A 21,883-nucleotide genomic window follows, 5' to 3' on the forward strand; every position below is an offset into this window, starting at 1 on the left:
CAGGAATGAAAGGACTTGTTGCCCTGACCTGCCTGGCGCTCTGCGGCGGCCTCGTGCCGGCTGCCGGGCAGGTCGCGTCGCCCTACAGGATCAAGCCTTCGGATGTGGTGCTGCCGCCCGACGTGAAATTGGGGACCTATCAGCGCACCATCCGTCCCTTCGAAAACTGGACGCTGATCTGCGACGAGAACCTCAAGGCCCGCAAGAAGGTCTGCAATGTCTCGCAAATCATCGAGGACGCGTCCGGCAAGATGGCCTTCAGCTGGTCGCTTGCCGCCACGCAGGATGGCAAGCCTTACATGATCCTGCGCACCGCTCCGAACGCCAGGAGCGATGGCCTGGTGTCGCTGAAGTTCGAGGGACAGGCGCAGCCGATCGATGTGCACCTGAACGGCTGCAACGAAATGGTCTGTGTCGGCATGTTGCCGGTCGGACCTGTGATGCGCCGACAGATAGCGCAAAATGCGACGCCGGCGATCTCTTACCCGACCGTCGATGGCGGGAAGATCACCGTGGCCGCGACGCTCAAGGGGCTGTCAGAGGCCCTTTCACCACTCAAATAACCGGGGCACCACCATGAGCCAGCAGGACCAGTTCACGTCCACAAAACGCCCCCCGACCGTCGAGGCGGATCGGCAGAGGCGGGTCGAGCCTCCACGGCGGCGCTGGCCACGCGTCGCCGGATATTCACTGCTGGGGCTGGTCGTTGCGGGCCTCGGCTTCGCCGCTGGCAACTATGCCGCGATCGCCAATCTGGTCGGCAGCGCGACGGCCGCACAGCCTGAGACAGCCAACCCGGCGCTTCCGGACACGCCTTTCCTCCAGCATGTCAAGCAAGCCGGGGTGCAGGCCTGTTCGACCATCTATCCGGTGCTCGGACAGATTTTGACGACCGGCACGAAATACAGCGTCAAATCACTGTGGAATGACCAGGCCGCCGACAAGCATGCTGTCCAGGCCTTTGTCGGCATGGATTATGCGTCGGAACGCTATAGCGGGCCGGCCGCCGGCATCGTCTTCGCATCGCCCACCGCCTCGGGTTGCGAGGGGGCGATGGTGCGCGTGGCGCCATTCGCCAGCCCCTGCGCCGACATCCCGTCCATTCTGCCGCAGGGCAGCAAGATTACCGACCATCTCGGGCAGGTCGAAGTTTACGAGCTCGGCGGCAATGCCGGTGAAGCGCTTCTCCTGCCGACGGGCAAAAGCTGTGTGGTGATCTCCGTCGCTTCGGCGGCGAAGTGAGGCGAAGCGACCGGCGTTAAGGAAAGGGGTACCGACCATGAGATTGCGGGCTTTGGCAGTTTTTGGCTTGACCTTGTTGTGGAGCGGACACGTCGTCTCGGCCGACCTGGTGGCGCCGCCGGAGCCGCAGCAGGAGGAAAAAGGCATCTGGGCGGCGATCGCCTATTCGCAGACCGATAGCAAGTACGGCTTCTTCTGGGGCGCCGACAAGCGGCAGGAGGCGAAGGACATCGCGCAGAAATATTGCGAGAACGCGGGCGGAAAGGCCTGCAACGTCGTCACGGTCTTCCGCAACCATCGCCATTGGAACGATGACGACGAGACCGGCTTTCCCTACAAGCACTGCGGTGCTCTTGCCGTGGCAGACAAAGTGGAGAACCGTTTCACGCCCTGGGGCGTGAACTCGGCCGAGACCCGCCGGGACGCGGAGGATCTGGCGTTGCAGGCCTGCGAAGCGACGGGAGAAAAATGCAAGATCCGCGAGTGGGTCTGCACATGAAGCCTGGCCCCAAGGCCATCTCCGCATGTGGGGCAATCCTATTTTCGTTGATGTCGCCGGTGTTTGCTCAGCAACAGGTGGCGGCTGTCCCGGATGGACCGTCATCTCTGCGTGAAGTCTATCAGGACTGGAGTGTGACCTGTTCCGTTCGCGAGAAGGCGAGGGTGTGCTCGCTTGCGCAGGACCAGGTCCAGCAAAATGGCCAGAGGCTTCTTGCGGTGGAGATCGCGGGACGCGCGGACGGTTCGACGACGGCTACCCTGCTTCTGCCGTTCGGCATCCTGCTCGATCAGGGCGTGACGCTGCAGATCGACGATCAGCCGCCATTGTCCCCGCAGCGTTTCAGGACCTGCCTGCCAACCGGTTGCATCGCGGTCTTCGTCGTCGATCGACCGACGCTTGGAAAGATGAGGGGAGGCACGGTGCTGAAGCTCAATGTCACGACGGACGCCGAGACCCCGCTGACCTTCCCGGTGTCGCTTCGCGGCCTGACCGCGGCGCTCGACCGCATGGTGGCGTTGAGCGCGCGTTGAGGGGAAACGGGTCAGCCCGCGATCTGATGGGTTTTCCGATCAGTTCCGCCGGCTGCCAAGCCTATGCAGCCATGACACGCGGCGGCCGGCCGCCATCAAGATCATCCCCGTCCGGAGTAAATGACGATCCTTGATGGCGCTTTTCTGATCTTGAGCCTCTAAATCAAAGATATAGAGCATTATGCCGAAAACCGCTTCACACTTTTTTCTGACATAATGCTCTGTGTGGCGTTACCCGAGCGGTCCAACTCCCGGTTCAATCGTCAATAGCGGCTTTCCGCACCCATGATTCTGGCCGTACCGGTCGATAGTCTTCTGTTTTCTGCGCATTCTCCACACTTGGCAGCGCACGGGCGCAACCGCAGCGGGTCGATGTTATGTGCTATTTTTGCTACATCTCGCAGCCTTGTTGCCTGAAACAGCGATTTAGCGACCGCTAAATCAATAATTGCTCACACATTTCGTGAATTTGTGGATAATTCGTAGACGGGCAGGCCTTGGCTTGGCTGTAGTGCTCTGAAAAAGGCGCTGGGGAAACGTTAGGGTGGGTTGAATGAATACGACAAGCATGTCGACCATAGGCAAGCGCCTTGGCCTTTTGATGGCGGCCACCATGCTGACCTGCGCGAGCGCTCATGCGCTCACGCTCAAGGAGGCAATGGCTGTTGCGGTGGAATCCAATCCTGAGATTGGACAGGCAATCGAAAACCGCGAAGCAATAGAATTCGAGTTGCGGCAGGCCAAAGGCCTTTATCTTCCCAGTGTCGATGTCGAGGCATCGGCCGGCGTTCGTCGGCTCGACAATCCATCCCGGCGCTCGCTTTCCATCCAAGACGATGCGCTCTATCCGGCTGAAACGGATCTTACCGTTTCGCAGACGCTTTATGACAGCGGCGCAAGGCGCGCCGAATTGAACCGTCAGGCATCGCGCGTCGATGGCGCTTCATTCCGTGTGCTGGAACGGTCCGAATTCATCGGGCTGTCCGTTGTCCAGGACTATTTGGAGTACATGCTGCAGGCTTCGATCGTTGCCGAAGCGAAGAAAAATCTCGGCTTCCACCAGGCAATTCTCGGCGACATCCGGCAAGGCATCTCGGGCGGCGCGCTGAATGAGGCCGACCGGCAACAGGCCGAGGAACGGCTGTTCGCCGCCAAGGCGCGCATGCAGGAGGCGACCGAGGAGCTGGAAGCGGCCAAGATCCGCTTCTTCAAGACCGTCGGAAAGCCACTGACCAACCCTTCGAGGCCAGGCGATGTCTCGGCCGCACTCCCGCGCTCGCTCGACGACGCAATAGGGTTGGCGCGGGAAAGCAATCCGCGCGTGCACATGGCCAACAGCGACATCAGCGCGGCGGCCTCCCTCGTGGACGCTGCGCGGGCAAAATTTGGCCCCTCCATCATCGCCGAGGGTGTCGCCCGGGCGGGAACCGACATTGACGGCGACGATGGCGACACCAGCGACCTGCAGGCGCGCGTGGTCCTGCGCTGGAACCTCTACCGCGGTGGCATCGACAAGGCCAATGAGCAAGAGCAGATCCGCCGCACCAGTGAACAGCGTCTCGCGCTGCATCAGGTTCAGCGCGAAATCGAGGAAGCTGTTCGCACGTCATGGGATCGCCGTTTCCGGCAAGCCGATCTGGCAAAGACCCTGAGGCAACAAGCCGCCGCCAATGAGAAGCTGGTTGCTTCCTATCGCGAGCAGTTCAAAGTCGGACAGCGCTCGCTGCTCGACGTGCTTGATGCGCAGAATACGCGGTTCAACACAGCAACGCTGGCGGATACCGCGTCCTATGCATCGCTGTTTGCCCAGTACCGGCTTCTGGCCGCGACCGGACAGTTGCTGAAAACGATGAACCTTCAGCCGGCAAAGCAGGCTACGGCCTATGCGCGAGCCGAGTTTGCGACACCGGAAACCGCAGACACTGAAACCTATGCGCGGACGCCATCGGAGCAGAAGAACGACCTGCCTTTCGATATCCTGGCCCCGGTGAGGAAGAAATAAGACGGCACAAGGTCCAGCGAGAGTCCTGACGGGCAGATCGTGAACCAGCAACCCAACATCCTCTCCCCCAAGGAGGCGTTCAAAGCCTGCTTCTCAGCTGTTGCCGGATATCTCGGCAGGCCGAGTGCGGAGACCGTGCTGTTTGCCGGCGTGCCGCTCTCGGACACGCGAATTGCGGTCGACGACATCAGGCACCTTGCCGAGCGCATCGGCCTGGAAGTCACCGAGTTCAGCCACCGCGACTTTCTCAGGGGGCGTATCGACCTACCCGCGATCGTCTTTCGCGTCAGCCAATTGCCCCTCGCCCTGCTCGCCCAAACTGAGGACGATGGATATATCACCGCGCCCCAGGAAGACGGCCGCACCACGATTGGCCGATCGGAACTGGCCGCCAGCTACATCAGCGGCGGCGCTTCCTTCTCGATAACCTATGCCAATGCCGCCGAGGAGATGAAGGTCGGCTCGGCGCAAAAGATCGAAAGACGCCATTGGCTTACGGGGACGATGGGCGCTTTCTGGCGCACCTATTCGAAGGTCGTTCTGGCGGCGGTGTTCATCAATGTGTTGGCCATAGCCTCGCCCATCTTCACCATGAACGTCTACGACAGGATCCTGCCGAACAAGGCGATATCGACACTGTGGGTCCTGGCTCTCGGCATTGGCGCCGTCATCCTGTTCGACCTGCTTTTGAAGACGGCCAGGGCTTCTCTCATCGACTATGCCGGGCGCAAAGCCGATCTTCGGATATCCTATCTTCTGTTCGAGAAAGTGCTGAATTCGTCACTGTCGGCGCGTCCCGGCTCGACCGGCGAATACGCAAACAGGGTCACGCAATACGAGTTCGTCAGAGAGTTCTTCACTTCGAACACCATCAGCGTGTTCATCGACACGGCATTCGTCTTCGTCTTTCTTCTTGTCATCTATGCGATAGGCGGCTGGCTGGTGATCATACCGGCGCTGGCCTTCGTGATGTCCGTCATTGTCGGCTTGATCACCCAGCGCCGCATCGGCAAGCGTGTCGCCGCCTCGATGAACGAAGCCTCGCAGCGCCAGGCCCTGCTGGTTGAATCCATCTCCACGCTGGAGACCATCAAGTCGCTGCGCGCCGAGGCGTATCTGCTGCGAAAGTGGGGGGAGCACTCCAAGAACGCCGCCAACACGTCCGAGAAGATCAAGCAGCTTTCTGCGGCCGCGGGCAACATAACACAGTCAATACAACAGCTGGTGACCGTCGCTCTGGTCGTGGCCGGCGCTTATGCCTTCTCGGAAGGGCATGTTTCGACGGGAGCAATCATAGGAACGGTGATGCTAGCGAGCAGGGCCGTGGCGCCGCTCGGCCAGATCGCCATCACGCTGTCCCGGTTTCGCCAGGCCATGCTCTCGTTGAGAATGGTGAACTCGATCATGGCTCAACCGGAAGACCGACCGGACACGGTGGGTTTCGTCAACCGCCCCATTCGCAAGGGGGCGATGGTGTTCAGGAATGTCGGGTTTGTCTATCCCGGCTCGGAAAACGAGGTTTTGACCGGCCTGAATTTCTCGGTGAAGCCGGGTGAGCGGATAGGCATCATCGGCCGCATAGGATCGGGAAAGACGACGATGGGCCGGCTGATCGGCAGGCTTTTCCTGCCGACCTCCGGTGAGTTGCTGCTGGATGGGATCGATATTCGCCAGTATCACCCGTCCGAGGTTCGCGCCGCGGTCGGCATCGTTGCGCAGGCTGGCGATCTGTTCTCGGGCACCATCAAGGAGAACCTCCTGATGGCATGTCCGGAGGCTACCGATGAGCAGATCATCGAAGCGGCAAAGGCGGCTGGCGTCGACGATTTCGTCTCACGACACCCGCGCGGCTACGACATGAATGTCGGCGAGCGCGGCACCAATCTTTCAGGCGGCCAGAGGCAGACGGTGGCGATCGCACGCTTGCTGCTGACCAAACCGAAAATCGTCTTTCTGGATGAGCCGTCGGGCTCGATGGACCTCGCATCGGAACGCCAGTTGATCAAGCAGCTCAAAGTCGCCTTTGACCGCGACACAACGCTGATCGTCTCTACACATCGGTTCAGCATGCTTGAATTGGCCGACCGCCTGATCGTTATCGAACAGGGCAAGATCGTAGCTGACGGACCGAAGGACCAAGTCATACAGGCGTTGCAGAAAACAAGCGCCTGACAAAACAAATATTGCTGCATCCAATGCGTTGGGGCGTGGGAAATGCTTGCCAGAGAAGATCGACCGCCGCTGTTTGCGTCGGCGTCCATATTCATCATCGGAGCGCTCTTCGTCGTTTTTGTCGCCTGGGCGTCCTTTGCCGAGGTCGATGAGATCGCACGCGGCGATGGCAAGGTCATACCCGCTTCCAAGACCCAGATCATTCAGGCGAGCGAGGCCGGCGTCGTTCAGGAAATCGCAGTCACGATTGGCCAGATCGTCAAGAAGAACGATCTCATCATCCGCCTGGACAACACGCTCAACACGTCCAGCCTTGGCGAGCAGCAGGCCAAGGCGCGCGCGCTGGAAGTGCGCATAGCAAGGCTGAAATACGAACAGGCCGGCAATCTCTCAGGCCCGTTTCCGTGCCCGCCGGACATTCAGTCGGTCGCTCCGCAAATTTGCGACAATGAACAGAAGCTGCTCATCGCCCGACGCGAGAACTTCGACAACAAGCTGTCCGTGCTCAAGTCACGCCTTGATCAGCGCGAGAGGGAACTGGCCGAGGCCGTGGCCAATTCCGACCGTCTGACCAAGAACCTGGTCGTCAGCGACCAGGAGGCAAAGCTGGTCGACGCGATGGTCAAGAAAGGCCTGATGGCAAGGACCGAGCAACTCCGGGTGGAGCGCGAACAGACCGAGCTCAACGGCCAGCTGAACCTGGCCGGTGAGACCATCAAGAAAGCCAAGGCAGCGATCACGGAAGCCCAGCTTCAGGTCGAAGAGCTCGGCCTGCAACTGCAGCAGGAGGCATTGGACGACCTTACCCAGGCGCTGGCGGACCTTTCGGTGGTGGACGAAACCATAAGGGGAGCGACCGACAAGGTCGCGCGCACCGATATCCGGTCTCCCGTGGACGGCATCGTCAACACGCTGGAGCTGAACACGGTCGGCGCCTTCGTCCAGCCTGGCGCGGTCGTGGCCGGCATCGTGCCAACCTCCGAGACTTTGCTGGTGGAGGCACGGGTCTCGCCACGGGATGTGGCGTTCATCCGTCCCGACCAGGAAGCGCTCATCAAGGTCACCGCCTACGATTTCTCCATCTTCGGCGGCATCGAGGGCAAGGTCTCGAACATCACAGCCGACAGCCTGGTCGATCAGAAGACAGGGGAACCCTATTATCAGGTGCGCGTGTCGACGGACAAATCGACACTTGAGAGAGACGGCAAGGCTTACTCGATCATCCCCGGAATGATCTGTTCAGTCGACATCAAGACCGGGCGCAAGACGATCCTGCACTACCTCTTGAAGCCGATCAACAAGGCTCGCGAGGAGGCGATGAGTGAGCGGTAGCGCGAGCTTTCATCATCCCGAGGGCGAGCGGCTGCTTCCCGCGGTCACGGCCCAGGATTTTGGGCTGGAATTTCGGGTTGTGGCACGCGGCGGCATACGACGCGGCATCCGTTTGGAGCGGGCATTCTGGATGTCGCTGAAACAGATGGCTGAAAGCAGGAAGTGCACGATCGGCATGCTCATCGACGAGATCGCCGAAAGCCAGGCGCAGACAGGTAACCTGACATCCGCGATCAGGGTGGCTTGCATGCGTGGGTTGGGAAACGAAAACCTGACTTTGCGAAGGCTTGCGTCGATCAATACCATCAACGCCATACTGGTCGCTTGCCCGTCACCAGCCTTTGCCCTGGCTTCGTCGAAGAAGATCCTGTCGTTCAACGCGCCGTTCCAGCAGCTGGTCAAGCGTCAATTGCCGATAGCTCCAAGCGATGATGCACGGCACGATCTCAAGCTGGCGCTGGACCTCAATGTGGCCGACATATTCGCGCGGCTCGATGCCAACGGCGAAGCGCCGGTGGCTACCGGTTTTGTCATCGGCGCCGGTGACCGTCGATACCGAGGTCAGTTGAATGCGGTGCGAGCCCCAGTGCTTGAGCCGGAGTTGCTGATGGCGTTCGTCTTCGGCGGCTGAATGCACCGCCAATCCTAACGAGAACTTACGGCTGAAAACCTTCGCCGGGTGCGACGGTTGCGAAACCGCCTTTGATGTCGGCCATCTGGGCGCCGCCCGGTCTTGAGCCGTGGATCCAGGCCCGGTCCGTGCTGAACGAATAGAGCGGAACGTAACTAGGGAGATCGCTATCGCGCACGACGGTGTTGCTGAGGCTGTCGAGAATGAAGGTGCCGCTGCCTGTGCTCACCGACAGCACAGCGTGAAAGAAGCCTCGCTTGCGGTCCTGGAGGACAACCAGCGCCATGCTTTGCGTTGGAATGCCGGCCCTCAGCAGAGCCGTCATCTTGAGGATGGCAAAATCCTCGCAGTCGCCGGCTCGCCGCTCGAGAATCTCCGAAGGCTTCGCCCAATAGTCGAGCTTGCCGTAGACGACGCTGTCTTTCCTGTAGGCGATCAGCCGATTTACGCTGCTGTTGACGAAAGATAGTTTTTCGCTGAAGCCCTTGCCCTGAGCGGCGGAGATCATGGCGGCAAAAGCCGCGCTCTTGCGCTCGCAGGGGCTGTCCGCCGAGCAGGCGGTGATGGCCCGGTAGACGGGTGCCCAGCGCGCCGCGACGGGAAAATTGCGCATCGACAAGGCAACCGATCCGAACACGCCCGGAATGATCGACGCCGTCTGCACCGGATCTATACCGGCCTCGCCTTGTGCCATTGACGAGCCGTCGCCGCGGTCGGCAACCGCCGCGCCGTAGCTGCCGGTCACCATGCCGATCCGGTAAGCGACCGCAGGCAGCCAGGGCTGGGATCTCACCAGCGAAACACCACCGAGGAAGGGCGGCGTCTGGACCTTTTCCAAAGGCGCGCCGATAGCGGCGACATCGCTCGAAACTGCGTTCGCGAATGACGGCCCGGTCAGGCCGAAAAGCCCGATTGCCAGCAAGAGCACTTGGAACCCGGTTTTTCCCGGGGCCGATTTTTGTTTTTTCATAACGCCCACCTTTGACTGTGGACGCTACCAATCTTGTCTCAAATTATTGGAAAGGAAGGTGGATAACTTTCTCGCAAATCACTACGTCTATTTTCTTTAAAACTTTATTCGATTTTATACTTTCATTTACCAGAAATCTCCGACCTGCAGCCGGTCAAACAAGCGACATGGAAGCCAACATATATCAGGTTATATATTTGAGGTTTACCACGTGTAAAAAATGCCGAACGATGCATATCAGAATATATGAAATAGATTTCGGGACTGTTGCAAAGTAGAAGTGGCCGCTGTCTCTTTCCGGGAAATATCGGAGGGGTTTCAGCCATGACGACCAATATCGAGTTGGACAGCTTTTCGGGTTCCTTGAACGAGCATTCCGCGCCCAATGAACACGGCGATCAGACATCGCCGGCGGAGATCCGGATCGCACAAGCAAATTCGACGCAGCAGCCTGCACCGGCAGCGTCCGAACCAGTGCCGGTCGATGTCGGCGGCGGAGCGCCTGTCAAACCGGAAGCCCCCGCGGAAGCAAAGGCACCGCCGGCAGCTGCGCCGCACGAATATGTGGCTGACGCCAGCCACGTGGTAAGGCTCCCCGCCAACGCCTCGATCGACAACATCAAGGTCGACGGCCAAAACCTTGTGCTTGAACAGGCTGACGGCTCGGTGATCGTGATCAAGGATGGCGCCTTGAACGTGCCGACCTTCATCATTGGCGACGTCGAGGTGCCGCGCGTCGCGTTGCTGGCAGCGCTGGAAGCCAGCCATGTCGATGTCGCCTTCGGCGCCGACGGTTCGATCTCGGCCGGCCCTGGCGGTTCGAACTCGAGTGCAGGCGGAGACTTCTCGGTTCCCCCCGGCGGCATCGGCGACGGGTTCGACCTGTCGGCACTGCTGCCGCCGACCGCCTTGCAGTTTGGCCTTCTGGATCGCCGCGAACTCTTCCCGTCCATCGTCGACAGGGAGGTTACTGTAACGGCCACGTCCTTGCTTGCTCCGAGCGAAGCGGCCAGCGAAACCGGTCTTGACGGCGGCCCGACACAATCGCCGGGCAGCGACGCGCCGAGCCATTCGGAAACGTCCGGCACTGGAACAATCAGCATCGAGGCGCCGGATGGAATCGGGTCGATCGTCATCAACGGCGTCACCGTCACCGCCGTCGGCGACAAAATCCCTGGGGAGTTCGGCTACATCACGATCGTCTCCTTCAATCCGACCACGGGCGCTATCGAATACAATTACACGGTGACCGAATCGGTCACTCATTCCAATCAGACGAACGGATTCGACCCAACCGACACGGTTCCGGACAATTTCAGCATCACGGTCACGGACGTCGACGGCGATTCGGCCAGCACGAGCTTTGCCGTAGCCATCGTCGACGACGTGCCGACGGCGGTTGCCGACAGCGGCACGCAGGCGACCGAGAACGCGCCCGTGACGGTGAACGTGTTTGCCAACGACGTGCCTGGCGCGGACGGGGTGAACATCACCGATCCGGCCAAGGTGAGCTATGTGGCGAACTCGCTGAGCGGCGGCGCCGGCACGGTTACCTACCACAATGACGGCACCTTCACCTACGCGCCGGTTGCCGGCGAAGAAGGGACGGTGACGTTCCAGTACCAGATCATCGACGGTGATGGCGACTCGTCGATAGCGACGGTGACGATCAACCTGTTGAAGGACTCGACGCCGACGATCGGTGTGGCGCCCGAGGCTCCCGATGCGTCGGGGCACAGCGCGGTGAACGAAGCGGGCCTTGCGGTGCGCGGTATCGAGCCGGCGGGTTCCGGCGAGATCGCCGACAACAACGGCACCAACAACAGCGATCCGAGCGAGACGGCGACGGGTTCGCTGAACATCACCACGGGCGGCGACACGATCGGCCACCTCTATGTGACCGACAAGGACAACACCCAGATCGAGGTGACCAACGCGGCCGGCGGCATCCTGGTGCACGGCCAGTATGGCGACTTGACCATCACCGGCACGCCGGGGACCGGCTACACCTATTCCTACACGCTGCTGGACAACACCTCGGGCAACACCACCCATGACGACTTCGCCGTCCAGGTGGTTGATACCGACGGCGACCCGGCCTCGACGACGCTCACCATCAACATTGTCGACGACGTGCCGACAGCGCATGATGACAGTGCCACGCAGGCGACCGAGAACGCCGCTGTGACGGTGAATGTGTTCGCCAACGACGTGCCCGGAGCGGATGGAGTGGCCATCGCCGATCCGGCCAAGGTGAGCTATGTGGCGAACTCGCTGAGCGGCGGCGCCGGCACGGTTACCTACCACAATGACGGCACCTTCACCTACGCGCCGGTTGCCGGCGAAGAAGGGACGGTGACGTTCCAGTACCAGATCATCGACGGTGATGGCGATTCGTCGGTGGCGACGGTCACGATCAACCTGCTGAAGGATTCGACGCCGACGATCGATGTGACGCCGGAAGGCGGAACGCCGTCGGTCAACGCGACCGCGGTTGTCGACGAGAAGGGCCTGCCGGCTGGGACCGGCGAGCTTGCCGACCCGGCCTTGAACTCGGATCACTCGGAAACCACGGTAGGCACGTTCAACATTACGACGGGCGGCGACACGCTGCAGAAGCTTGAGGTGATGGACAAGGACAGCAACCTGGTGGATGTCACTTCTGGCGGCACGGTCCAGGGCGTCAACGGCGTGCTGACGGTGAGCCTGAGCGCTGGCGTCTACAGCTACAGCTACACGCTCTCAAACAACGTGGCGAACGCCAATCCCAACCAGACCGGAGCCGCCGACCAGGCGACCGGGGAAAATTTCGCGGTAAAGGTCACCGACAGCGACAACGACACGGCCAATGCCTCGCTGACCGTCAAGGTCAACGACGATGGGCCGGTTGCTGTGAATGACGGTCAGGCGGCGACGGAAGGCGGCGCGGCGATCGTGGCGACTGCAGCCACTGGTGTTCTGGCCAACGACCATGTCGGCGCGGATCAGCCCGGCACGGTGACGGCGGTGACGGGCGGCACGATCGGCAATCCGATCGTGACGACCTATGGCACGCTGACGCTGAACGGCGACGGCTCCTACATCTATACCCCGAAGGCGTCGGTGCCGGCTGGGACGGTGGACAGCTTCACCTACACGATGAAGGACGCTGACGGGGACACCTCGCAGGCGGTTCTGTCGTTCACCTTCTCGGGCGACAACAACCATGCGACGGCGGGTGTGTCGGCAACGCTGGTCGACGAGGACAACCTTGCGACGGGCAACAACGACAACGCCCTGGGTGACGATGCGCCGAGCGCGCAGCCCGGAACGCTGACGCACAACTATGGTGTGGACGGCGCGGGCCATATCGCGCTGGTGTCGGGCTCGGAGACGGTGAACGGCACCACCTACACCTACACGGCGAACGGAGCGGGCACGCAGATCATCGCGTCGGCCGGCGGCGTCAATGTGTTCCAGGTCGACCTGACCAATGCGGTCACCGGCACCTATACGGTGACGCTGCTGTCGCCGATCCAGCATCCGACAGCGGGAACCGAGGACAATCTCGGCTTCAACCTGAGCTACAAGGTCTACGACGCCGACGACACGGCGGCCACGGCCGCGACCGGCACGCTGACCGTGACCGTCGACGACGACATCCCGGTTGCTGTGAATGACGGTCAGGCGGCGACGGAAGGCGGCGCGGCGATCGTGGCGACTGCAGCCACTGGTGTTCTGGCCAACGACCATGTCGGCGCGGATCAGCCCGGCACGGTGACGGCGGTGACGGGCGGCACGATCGGCAATCCGATCGTGACGACCTATGGCACGCTGACGCTGAACGGCGACGGCTCCTACATCTATACCCCGAAGGCGTCGGTGCCGGCTGGGACGGTGGACAGCTTCACCTACACGATGAAGGACGCTGACGGGGACACCTCGCAGGCGGTTCTGTCGTTCACCTTCTCGGGCGACAACAACCATGCGACGGCGGGTGTGTCGGCAACGCTGGTCGACGAGGACAACCTTGCGACGGGCAACAACGACAACGCCCTGGGTGACGATGCGCCGAGCGCGCAGCCCGGAACGCTGACGCACAACTATGGTGCGGACGGCGCGGGCCATATCGCGCTGGTGTCGGGCTCGGAGACGGTGAACGGCACCACCTACACCTACACGGCGAACGGAGCGGGCACGCAGATCATCGCGTCGGCCGGCGGCGTCAATGTGTTCCAGGTCGACCTGACCAATGCGGTCACCGGCACCTATACGGTGACGCTGCTGTCGCCGATCCAGCATCCGACAGCGGGAACCGAGGACAATCTCGGCTTCAACCTGAGCTACAAGGTCTACGACGCCGACGACACGGCGGCCACGGCCGCGACCGGCACGCTGACCGTGACCGTCGACGACGACATCCCGGTTGCTGTGAATGACGGTCAGGCGGCGACGGAGGGCGGCGCGGCGATCGTGGCGACTGCAGCCACTGGTGTTCTGGCCAACGACCATGTCGGCGCGGATCAGCCCGGCACGGTGACGGCGGTGACGGGCGGCACGATCGGCAATCCGATCGTGACGACCTATGGCACGCTGACGCTGAACGGCGACGGCTCCTACATCTATACCCCGAAGGCGTCGGTGCCGGCTGGGACGGTGGACAGCTTCACCTACACGATGAAGGACGCTGACGGGGACACCTCGCAGGCGGTTCTGTCGTTCACCTTCTCGGGCGACAACAGCCATGCGACGGCGGGTGTGTCGGCAACGCTGGTCGACGAGGACAACCTTGCGACGGGCAACAACGACAACGCCCTGGGTGACGATGCGCCGAGCGCGCAGCCCGGAACGCTGACGCACAACTATGGTGTGGACGGCGCGGGCCATATCGCGCTGGTGTCGGGCTCGGAGACGGTGAACGGCACCACCTACACCTACACGGCGAACGGAGCGGGCACGCAGATCATCGCGTCGGCCGGCGGCGTCAATGTGTTCCAGGTCGACCTGACCAATGCGGTCACCGGCACCTATACGGTGACGCTGCTGTCGCCGATCCAGCATCCGACAGCGGGAACCGAGGACAATCTCGGCTTCAACCTGAGCTACAAGGTCTACGACGCCGACGACACGGCGGCCACGGCCGCGACCGGCACGCTGACCGTGACCGTCGACGACGACATCCCGGTTGCTGTGAATGACGGTCAGGCGGCGACGGAAGGCGGCGCGGCGATCGTGGCGACTGCAGCCACTGGTGTTCTGGCCAACGACCATGTCGGCGCGGATCAGCCCGGCACGGTGACGGCGGTGACGGGCGGCACGATCGGCAATCCGATCGTGACGACCTATGGCACGCTGACGCTGAACGGCGACGGCTCCTACATCTATACCCCGAAGGCGTCGGTGCCGGCTGGGACGGTGGACAGCTTCACCTACACGATGAAGGACGCTGACGGGGACACCTCGCAGGCGGTTCTGTCGTTCACCTTCTCGGGCGACAACAACCATGCGACGGCGGGTGTGTCGGCAACGCTGGTCGACGAGGACAACCTTGCGACGGGCAACAACGACAACGCCCTGGGTGACGATGCGCAGAGCGCGCAGCCCGGAACGCTGACGCACAACTATGGTGTGGACGGCGCGGGCCATATCGCGCTGGTGTCGGGCTCGGAGACGGTGAACGGCACCACCTACACCTACACGGCGAACGGAGCGGGCACGCAGATCATCGCGTCGGCCGGCGGCGTCAATGTGTTCCAGGTCGACCTGACCAATGCGGTCACCGGCACCTATACGGTGACACTGCTGTCGCCGATCCAGCATCCGACAGCGGGAACCGAGGACAATCTCGGCTTCAACCTGAGCTACAAGGTCTACGACGCCGACGACACGGCGGCCACGGCCGCGACCGGCACGCTGACCGTGACCGTCGACGACGACATCCCGGTTGCTGTGAATGACGGTCAGGCCGCGACGGAAGGCGGCGCGGCGATCGTGGCGACTGCAGCCACTGGTGTTCTGGCCAACGACCATGTCGGTGCGGATCAGCCCGGCACGGTGACGGCGGTGACGGGCGGCACGATCGGCAATCCGATCGTGACGGCCTATGGCACGCTGACGCTGAACGGCGACGGTTCCTACATCTATACCCCGAAGGCATCGGTGCCGGCTGGGACGGTGGACAGCTTCACCTACACGATGAAGGACGCTGACGGGGACACCTCGCAGGCGGTTCTGTCGTTCACCTTCTCGGGCGACAACAACCATGCGACGGCGGGTGTGTCGGCAACGCTGGTCGACGAGGACAACCTTGCGACGGGCAACAACGACAACGCCCTGGGTGACGATGCGCAGAGCGCGCAGCCCGGAACGCTGACGCACAACTATGGTGCGGACGGCGCGGGCCATATCGCGCTGGTGTCGGGCTCGGAGACGGTGAACGGCACCACCTACACCTACACGGCGAACGGAGCGGGCACGCAGATCATCGCGTCGGCCGGCGGCGTCAATGTGTTCCAGGTCGACCTGACCAATGCGGTCACCGGCACCTATACGGTGACGCTGCTGTCGCCGATCCAGCATCCGACAGCGGGAACCGAGGACAATCTCGGCTTCAACCTGAGCTACAAGGTCTACGACGCCGACGACACGGCGGCCACGGCCGCGACCGGCACGCTGACCGTGACCGTCGACGACGACATCCCGGTTGCTGTGAATGACGGTCAGGCCGCGACGGAAGGCGGCGCGGCGATCGTGGCGACTGCGGCCACTGGTGTTCTGGCCAACGACCATGTCGGTGCGGATCAGCCCGGCACGGTGACGGCGGTGACGGGCGGCACGATCGGCAATCCGATCGTGACGGCCTATGGCACGCTGACGCTGAACGGCGACGGTTCCTACATCTATACCCCGAAGGCATCGGTGCCGGCTGGGACGGTGGACAGCTTCACCTACACGATGAAGGACGCTGACGGGGACACCTCGCAGGCGGTTCTGTCGTTCACCTTCTCGGGCGACAACAACCATGCGACGGCGGGTGTGTCGGCAACGCTGGTCGACGAGGACAACCTTGCGACGGGCAACAACGACAACGCCCTGGGTGACGATGCGCCGAGCGCGCAGCCCGGAACGCTGACGCACAACTATGGTGCGGACGGCGCGGGCCATATCGCGCTGGTGTCGGGCTCGGAGACGGTGAACGGCACCACCTACACCTACACGGCGAACGGAGCGGGCACGCAGATCATCGCGTCGGCCGGCGGCGTCAATGTGTTCCAGGTCGACCTGACCAATGCGGTCACCGGCACCTATACGGTGACACTGCTGTCGCCGATCCAGCATCCGACAGCGGGAACCGAGGACAATCTCGGCTTCAACCTGAGCTACAAGGTCTACGACGCCGACGACACGGCGGCCACGGCCGCGACCGGCACGCTGACCGTGACCGTCGACGACGACATCCCGGTTGCTGTGAATGACGGTCAGGCCGCGACGGAAGGCGGCGCGGCGATCGTGGCGACTGCGGCCACTGGTGTTCTGGCCAACGACCATGTCGGTGCGGATCAGCCCGGCACGGTGACGGCGGTGACGGGCGGCACGATCGGCAATCCGATCGTGACGGCCTATGGCACGCTGACGCTGAACGGCGACGGTTCCTACATCTATACCCCGAAGGCATCGGTGCCGGCTGGGACGGTGGACAGCTTCACCTACACGATGAAGGACGCTGACGGGGACACCTCGCAGGCGGTTCTGTCGTTCACCTTCTCGGGCGACAACAACCATGCGACGGCGGGTGTGTCGGCAACGCTGGTCGACGAGGACAACCTTGCGACGGGCAACAACGACAACGCCCTGGGTGACGATGCGCCGAGCGCGCAGCCCGGAACGCTGACGCACAACTATGGTGTGGACGGCGCGGGCCATATCGCGCTGGTGTCGGGCTCGGAGACGGTGAACGGCACCACCTACACCTACACGGCGAACGGAGCGGGCACGCAGATCATCGCGTCGGCCGGCGGCGTCAATGTGTTCCAGGTCGACCTGACCAATGCGGTCACCGGCACCTATACGGTGACACTGCTGTCGCCGATCCAGCATCCGACAGCGGGAACCGAGGACAATCTCGGCTTCAACCTGAGCTACAAGGTCTACGACGCCGACGACACGGCGGCCACGGCCGCGACCGGCACGCTGACCGTGACCGTCGACGACGACATCCCGGTTGCGAAAGTCGTGGCGGCAACACCCGTACTGGACGACGATGCGCAGGCGCTGTTTACTGGCAATCCGGGCGGGACGGGCGATGTCGCCGACGCGAAAGTCTTGTCGGGCAGCGCGGGGTCGCTGTTTACGGCTGGTGCGGACGGGCTGAAAGCGCTCAGCTTTGCCGGTCCAAGCGTAATGGCGATCTACAAGACTCCAAACGGGCTCGCTGCACAGGAAGGCGTGCAATACGCAACGACGACGAATGCTGGGCACACGATCCTCACCGCGACTGGTGTGATCTCGGGCAGCATAGTGTTCGTGCTCGACGTTGCGCCGGACGGCTCCTACGCCTTCACCCTGTCGGAACCGCTGGTGCACCCCACCGTCGGCACGACGGAAGAGACCATGAATGTGACGATCGGCTTCACGGTCACGGACGGTGACTCCGATACGGCAAATGGCTCGCTAACGGTGCAGGTGAACGACGACACGCCAACCTTCACTCATATCACGAATGGTATCGTCGCTAATCAAGACAACAATGTTGTGGTTGGCACGCACGACCTTGCCTTCGGCGCCGATGGCGAGCAGTCGATCGAGATCACGCCGCTGACCAATATCAGCGGGCTGACATATCTGCCTGTCGTCCACAATGCCGATGGCTCGTCGGATCTCATTGCGCAGGCAGGTGGATCGAATTTCTTCGATCTGAAGGTCAGTGCGGACGGAACCTATACATTTACTTTGATCGAATCTCGCCCCGTTGCCAATCAGACATTCGATTTCAGCGGCGTGTCTGGTGGTGCGAGCACCATACAGTTCACCTTGGGAGATGCTACCTTCAAGGCGGTCGATACGAACGGCAATGGAAGCATCGGCAACGCCGAAGAGCTGAAGCCGACGAGCAATGGCTTTGGCGTCCAAAATGGAAATCTGGATGTTGGAGAGCAGTTCCAGATCAACTTCGCAACAGCAATCGACAAGCTGAACTTCTTCGTCGAGCACGAGGCTGCCGGTGCTTTCACCATGACCTACACGACCAATACCGGTCTGACGGGCACCGCTACGACCGCCGTGGACGGCTTGCTTACCATCGATCCGACAGGTGACTTCACCTCCATCACGTTCACCGTCACGGAAGGCAAAGCCAAGTTCGACAATTTCGGCTATTCGAAGCTTATCTTGCCGTCGGACCAGACGTTCAATTTCTCTGTGTCAGGTGTGGACGGGGATGGCGATCATTCGGCTAATCAAACCCTGTCGATCACGACGTTGGGCGAACACCCCGCGGGTACCCCGATCTCTGGGACGGCGGGCGACGAGGCAATGGCGGGGACGTCCGGTAACGACATCATCAACGGACTCGCGGGCAATGACACGCTTTTCGGCGGCTCGGGAGCCGATCAATTGAATGGCGGTGCCAACGACGACCTGCTGATCGGAGGCTTCGGCCAGGACACGCTTACCGGCGGCACCGGCGCCGACACGTTCAAGCTCGATCATCTCGAACTGAATATCAAGGATCTCATCATCGACTACAATAAAGGAGAAGGAGATCAGATCGACCTGACTGCGTTGTTCGACAAGGGTGCGGGGACCATCGCCGACTACGTGCACTACGACACCAGCACCAAGACGCTGAGCGTCGACACCGATGGTTCGGGCAATGCGGCCAGTTTCGTTGACGTGGCCACGCTGCAGAACGGACCGGCCACGTCCGGCACCATCAACATACTCTACGACGATACGGCACACACACAGCACACGGCAACGATCTAACGCCATAGCGCGTGGCCACGCGATTATGTTATACGTCGCTAATATCTAGGGGAGCTCAACATGAAACGTTCTGCAAGACTGCTTGTTTCCGCTGCGACGCTGTTGCTGGCAGTCGGGTCGACGGGGTATGCCGCCGACATCATCGAAGGTCCGACGGGCGACTATTGCCGTGTCGTCGGCACGTCCAACCTGGTGCTGAACGACAACATCGTCGACCTCAAGGAGCAGGTGGTGAAGCTGATGGACGAGTCGGTCGCCGCCGCCAACAGCTCGGAGTGGATCAACTCGTCCCGGCCCGTCTTCGTCTGGGCATCGGAAGCCAAGGTCGCCTGCGGCATGGCTTACGGCTACCTGAAGACGAACTACAAGGACGAAGACACCCTCAACAAATGCGAGTGTTTTCACGATCGCATGGTCGAGTACATGCACTGACCGGATAGGCGAACCCACGCCTGTTGGCCATCATGACAGCCGACGGATCATTCTCGAAGGCGATCGCAGCCGCGATCGCGTTCGTCGGCTTTGGCCTCACTGTCACGCTGGCCCACGCCAACTGGCTGGAACGGCCTTTTGCGGAACAACGGCAGCCGTCCAGCCTGCCGCGGCCGGCACACTGTGACGCAGCCACGGAGTGGACCCGGCAGACATTCAAGGCGTTTGCGAGCTGCCAGGCATCGATCTATGGGCTGGAGCCGATGCTGGCGCATGCTGTGATGGAGATCGAAAGCGGGTTCGATCCCGGCGTGCAGGGCGCCGATGGCGAAGTCGGCCTGATGCAGGTTATGCCGGCCACGGCCAGGATGCTCGGCTTTCGAGGCTCCCTTGACGATCTGAGCGCGCCAGCGACCAACATCGCGCTGGGGGTCAAATACCTTGCACAGGCCAACAGGCTCGCCGCGGGCGATCTGTGCACCACCGTCATGAAGTATCGCGCCGGGCACAATGAAAGCCGGTTCTCGGCCCTTTCGGTCCGCTACTGCCAGCGTGCGCGGGCAATCCTGGCAAGGGAGGGGATTGAAGTGACCGGGCCGTTGCCGGTGGCGACATTCGGCTTTTCCGCATTCTCGCCAGGAGGAGAGGGTGGAGCCCCTGCCCATGGAAAAGGTGTGTGCGTGCGCCGCGTGTTCGTGCCTGGGCCGCGATACATGAAATGCGCCGACTATCGAAGTGCTGGGCAAGCAAGGCAGATCAAGGCGCTCAGAGCCAGGCTTTTCGGAAGCTAAAAGAACTGCAGACGGAACAGCAAGTCCGCCGTAACATGACTTGAAGATCAGACCGGAAAGAAATACCCGGCGACGTAGAGGGTGGAGCAATCATGGAAGCTGGCCGACAGGTCCACTGTCCACGGACATGGGCAATCGCCTTGGCGCTCGCCGTGATCGTGTCGGGCTGCCAGTCGAAAGGCGGCGTTTCCGAAGTGCTCGATCCGGCGGCGGTTACCGTGCCTGCCGGGCAGAATGGCGCCGCTGCTGCCGGTCCCGTCCAGGCGACCCAGTCGCTGGGCACCGGTTCGACAAAAATCACGATGTTGCTGCCATTGTCCGCCGCCGGAACGGCGGGGGAAAACGGCAGGAAGATGCTGGATGCCGCCAAGCTGGCGATGACGGATATCGGCAATGGATTGCTGACGCTGACGGTAGAAGACACCAAGGGCGACAGCACACTGGCCAGCAAACTGGCGATAACGGCCATAACGACGGGGTCGAAGGTCGTGATCGGCCCGACCGAACTGCCGGCAGCCCAGCACATCGCCACGCTGTCTGGATCGAAGCGGCCACCGGTCCTGGCGCTTGCCGATAATTTCGCCGGCGGCGCCGGGGTTTATGCCGTGCTCCTTGGCGAAGCGGACAGCGCCGCCGCGGGCGCCGCGGGGCTGGCGGCGAAAGGCAGCAAGAAGTTCGTGTTGTTTGTCGCGGAAGGCCCAAACGCCGGCGCCATGGAGAAGCGGGTCGCCAACAGCCTCAGCATCTATGGCGCGACGCTCGCGGTCACTCTCCCGTATTCGGCCGGTGACGGTGGCGCGAAGGCGGTCGACGAAATGGGTTCACTCGTGGACAATCCCGACGCCGTCATCGTTGCCAGCGGCGATGGCAGCCCGTCGTCTATCCTCGCCGCCCTCAAAGCAAAAGGCATTCCTGGGAAGACAATCTCCGTGGTCGGAACGAACCGTTGGCTGGAACACCCCATGGATCCGCTGTTTGGGGGGGCATATATCGCCACCCTCGATCCCAGTGAAACCGGGCCGATCGCCGACCGCTTCAGGACGGCATACAACTATCCGGCCGACGTCAATGTGGCCTACGCCTATGATATGGTTGCGCTGACTGCAGGGATTGCCAGCGCGGTCGGGCCTGATGGCTTCAGCAAAAAGGTTCTCGAAAATCCAAACGGGTTTCGTGGGTCGACAGGTCTGTTCCGGTTTCGGGCTGACGGGTCCAGCGAACGATCGATGCCGTTCTATCGGATTGAAAAAGGTGCGCTCAAGCTGGTTGCCAAATCGACGTCGGGTTTCTGACCGGCGAGTAGCCTTGAGAAGCTG

At 61.9% G+C, this 21,883-nt stretch carries 13 protein-coding genes; 12 read left to right on the forward strand and 1 reads right to left on the reverse strand.

Going from position 1 to position 21,883, the window contains the following annotated elements; all coding sequences use genetic code 11:
• The first annotated feature begins 5 nt into the window (after window positions 1–5).
• The 8 genes from HB777_02280 (at window position 6) to HB777_02315 (ending at window position 8,411) form a co-directional block, all read left to right on the forward strand.
• Window positions 6–563, forward strand: coding sequence for an invasion associated locus B family protein (locus HB777_02280; protein ID QND62857.1), 558 nt, complete (start codon window positions 6–8; stop codon window positions 561–563).
• Window positions 564–576: 13 nt separating this feature from the next.
• Window positions 577–1,242, forward strand: a complete 666-nt coding sequence (locus HB777_02285) for a hypothetical protein (GenBank protein ID QND62858.1) — start codon at window positions 577–579, stop codon at window positions 1,240–1,242.
• A gap of 37 nt (window positions 1,243–1,279) precedes the next feature.
• Window positions 1,280–1,741: a DUF4189 domain-containing protein gene (locus HB777_02290; GenBank protein QND62859.1), complete on the forward strand. Its 462-nt coding sequence runs from the start codon at window positions 1,280–1,282 to the stop codon at window positions 1,739–1,741.
• Window positions 1,726–2,274 (forward strand): invasion associated locus B family protein, encoded by a 549-nt coding sequence (locus tag HB777_02295; protein QND68619.1) that lies wholly within the window; start codon window positions 1,726–1,728, stop codon window positions 2,272–2,274. The genes HB777_02290 and HB777_02295 overlap by 16 nt, the downstream gene beginning before the upstream one ends.
• A gap of 553 nt (window positions 2,275–2,827) precedes the next feature.
• Window positions 2,828–4,276, forward strand: a complete 1,449-nt coding sequence (locus HB777_02300; protein ID QND62860.1) for a TolC family protein — start codon at window positions 2,828–2,830, stop codon at window positions 4,274–4,276.
• 39 nt (window positions 4,277–4,315) lie between these two features.
• The gene (locus HB777_02305) at window positions 4,316–6,448 is read left to right on the forward strand and encodes a type I secretion system permease/ATPase (GenBank protein ID QND62861.1); all 2,133 of its coding nucleotides are present in this window, start codon (window positions 4,316–4,318) and stop codon (window positions 6,446–6,448) included.
• Between the two features lie 42 nt (window positions 6,449–6,490).
• Window positions 6,491–7,780 (forward strand): HlyD family type I secretion periplasmic adaptor subunit, encoded by a 1,290-nt coding sequence (locus HB777_02310; protein QND62862.1) that lies wholly within the window; start codon window positions 6,491–6,493, stop codon window positions 7,778–7,780.
• Entirely contained in the window at window positions 7,770–8,411 is a 642-nt protein-coding gene (locus HB777_02315; GenBank protein QND62863.1) for a ribbon-helix-helix domain-containing protein, read from the forward strand. The genes HB777_02310 and HB777_02315 overlap by 11 nt, the downstream gene beginning before the upstream one ends.
• A gap of 25 nt (window positions 8,412–8,436) precedes the next feature.
• Here HB777_02315 and HB777_02320 read toward each other — a convergent pair whose 3' ends face one another.
• Window positions 8,437–9,381, reverse strand: a complete 945-nt coding sequence (locus HB777_02320; protein ID QND62864.1) for a transglutaminase — start codon at window positions 9,379–9,381, stop codon at window positions 8,437–8,439.
• A 324-nt stretch (window positions 9,382–9,705) separates the two neighbouring features.
• On the opposite strand from HB777_02320, the gene HB777_02325 reads away from it, so the two are divergent.
• The 4 genes from HB777_02325 (at window position 9,706) to HB777_02340 (ending at window position 21,859) form a co-directional block, all read left to right on the forward strand.
• Window positions 9,706–19,344 carry a tandem-95 repeat protein gene (locus tag HB777_02325; GenBank protein ID QND62865.1) on the forward strand — a complete coding sequence of 3,213 codons (9,639 nt, stop codon included), beginning with the start codon at window positions 9,706–9,708 and terminating at the stop codon, window positions 19,342–19,344.
• A gap of 60 nt (window positions 19,345–19,404) precedes the next feature.
• Entirely contained in the window at window positions 19,405–19,776 is a 372-nt protein-coding gene (locus tag HB777_02330; protein ID QND62866.1) for a hypothetical protein, read from the forward strand.
• A 32-nt stretch (window positions 19,777–19,808) separates the two neighbouring features.
• A complete protein-coding gene (locus HB777_02335) occupies window positions 19,809–20,567 on the forward strand; it encodes a lytic transglycosylase domain-containing protein (protein QND68620.1) in 759 nt (252 codons plus the stop codon).
• Between the two features lie 92 nt (window positions 20,568–20,659).
• Window positions 20,660–21,859 carry an ABC transporter substrate-binding protein gene (locus HB777_02340; protein ID QND62867.1) on the forward strand — a complete coding sequence of 400 codons (1,200 nt, stop codon included), beginning with the start codon at window positions 20,660–20,662 and terminating at the stop codon, window positions 21,857–21,859.
• The last annotated feature ends 24 nt before the right edge of the window (window positions 21,860–21,883 follow it).

This window comes from Mesorhizobium loti (assembly GCA_014189435.1).
In the GTDB taxonomy this organism is placed as follows: Bacteria; Pseudomonadota; Alphaproteobacteria; order Rhizobiales; family Rhizobiaceae; genus Mesorhizobium; species Mesorhizobium loti_G.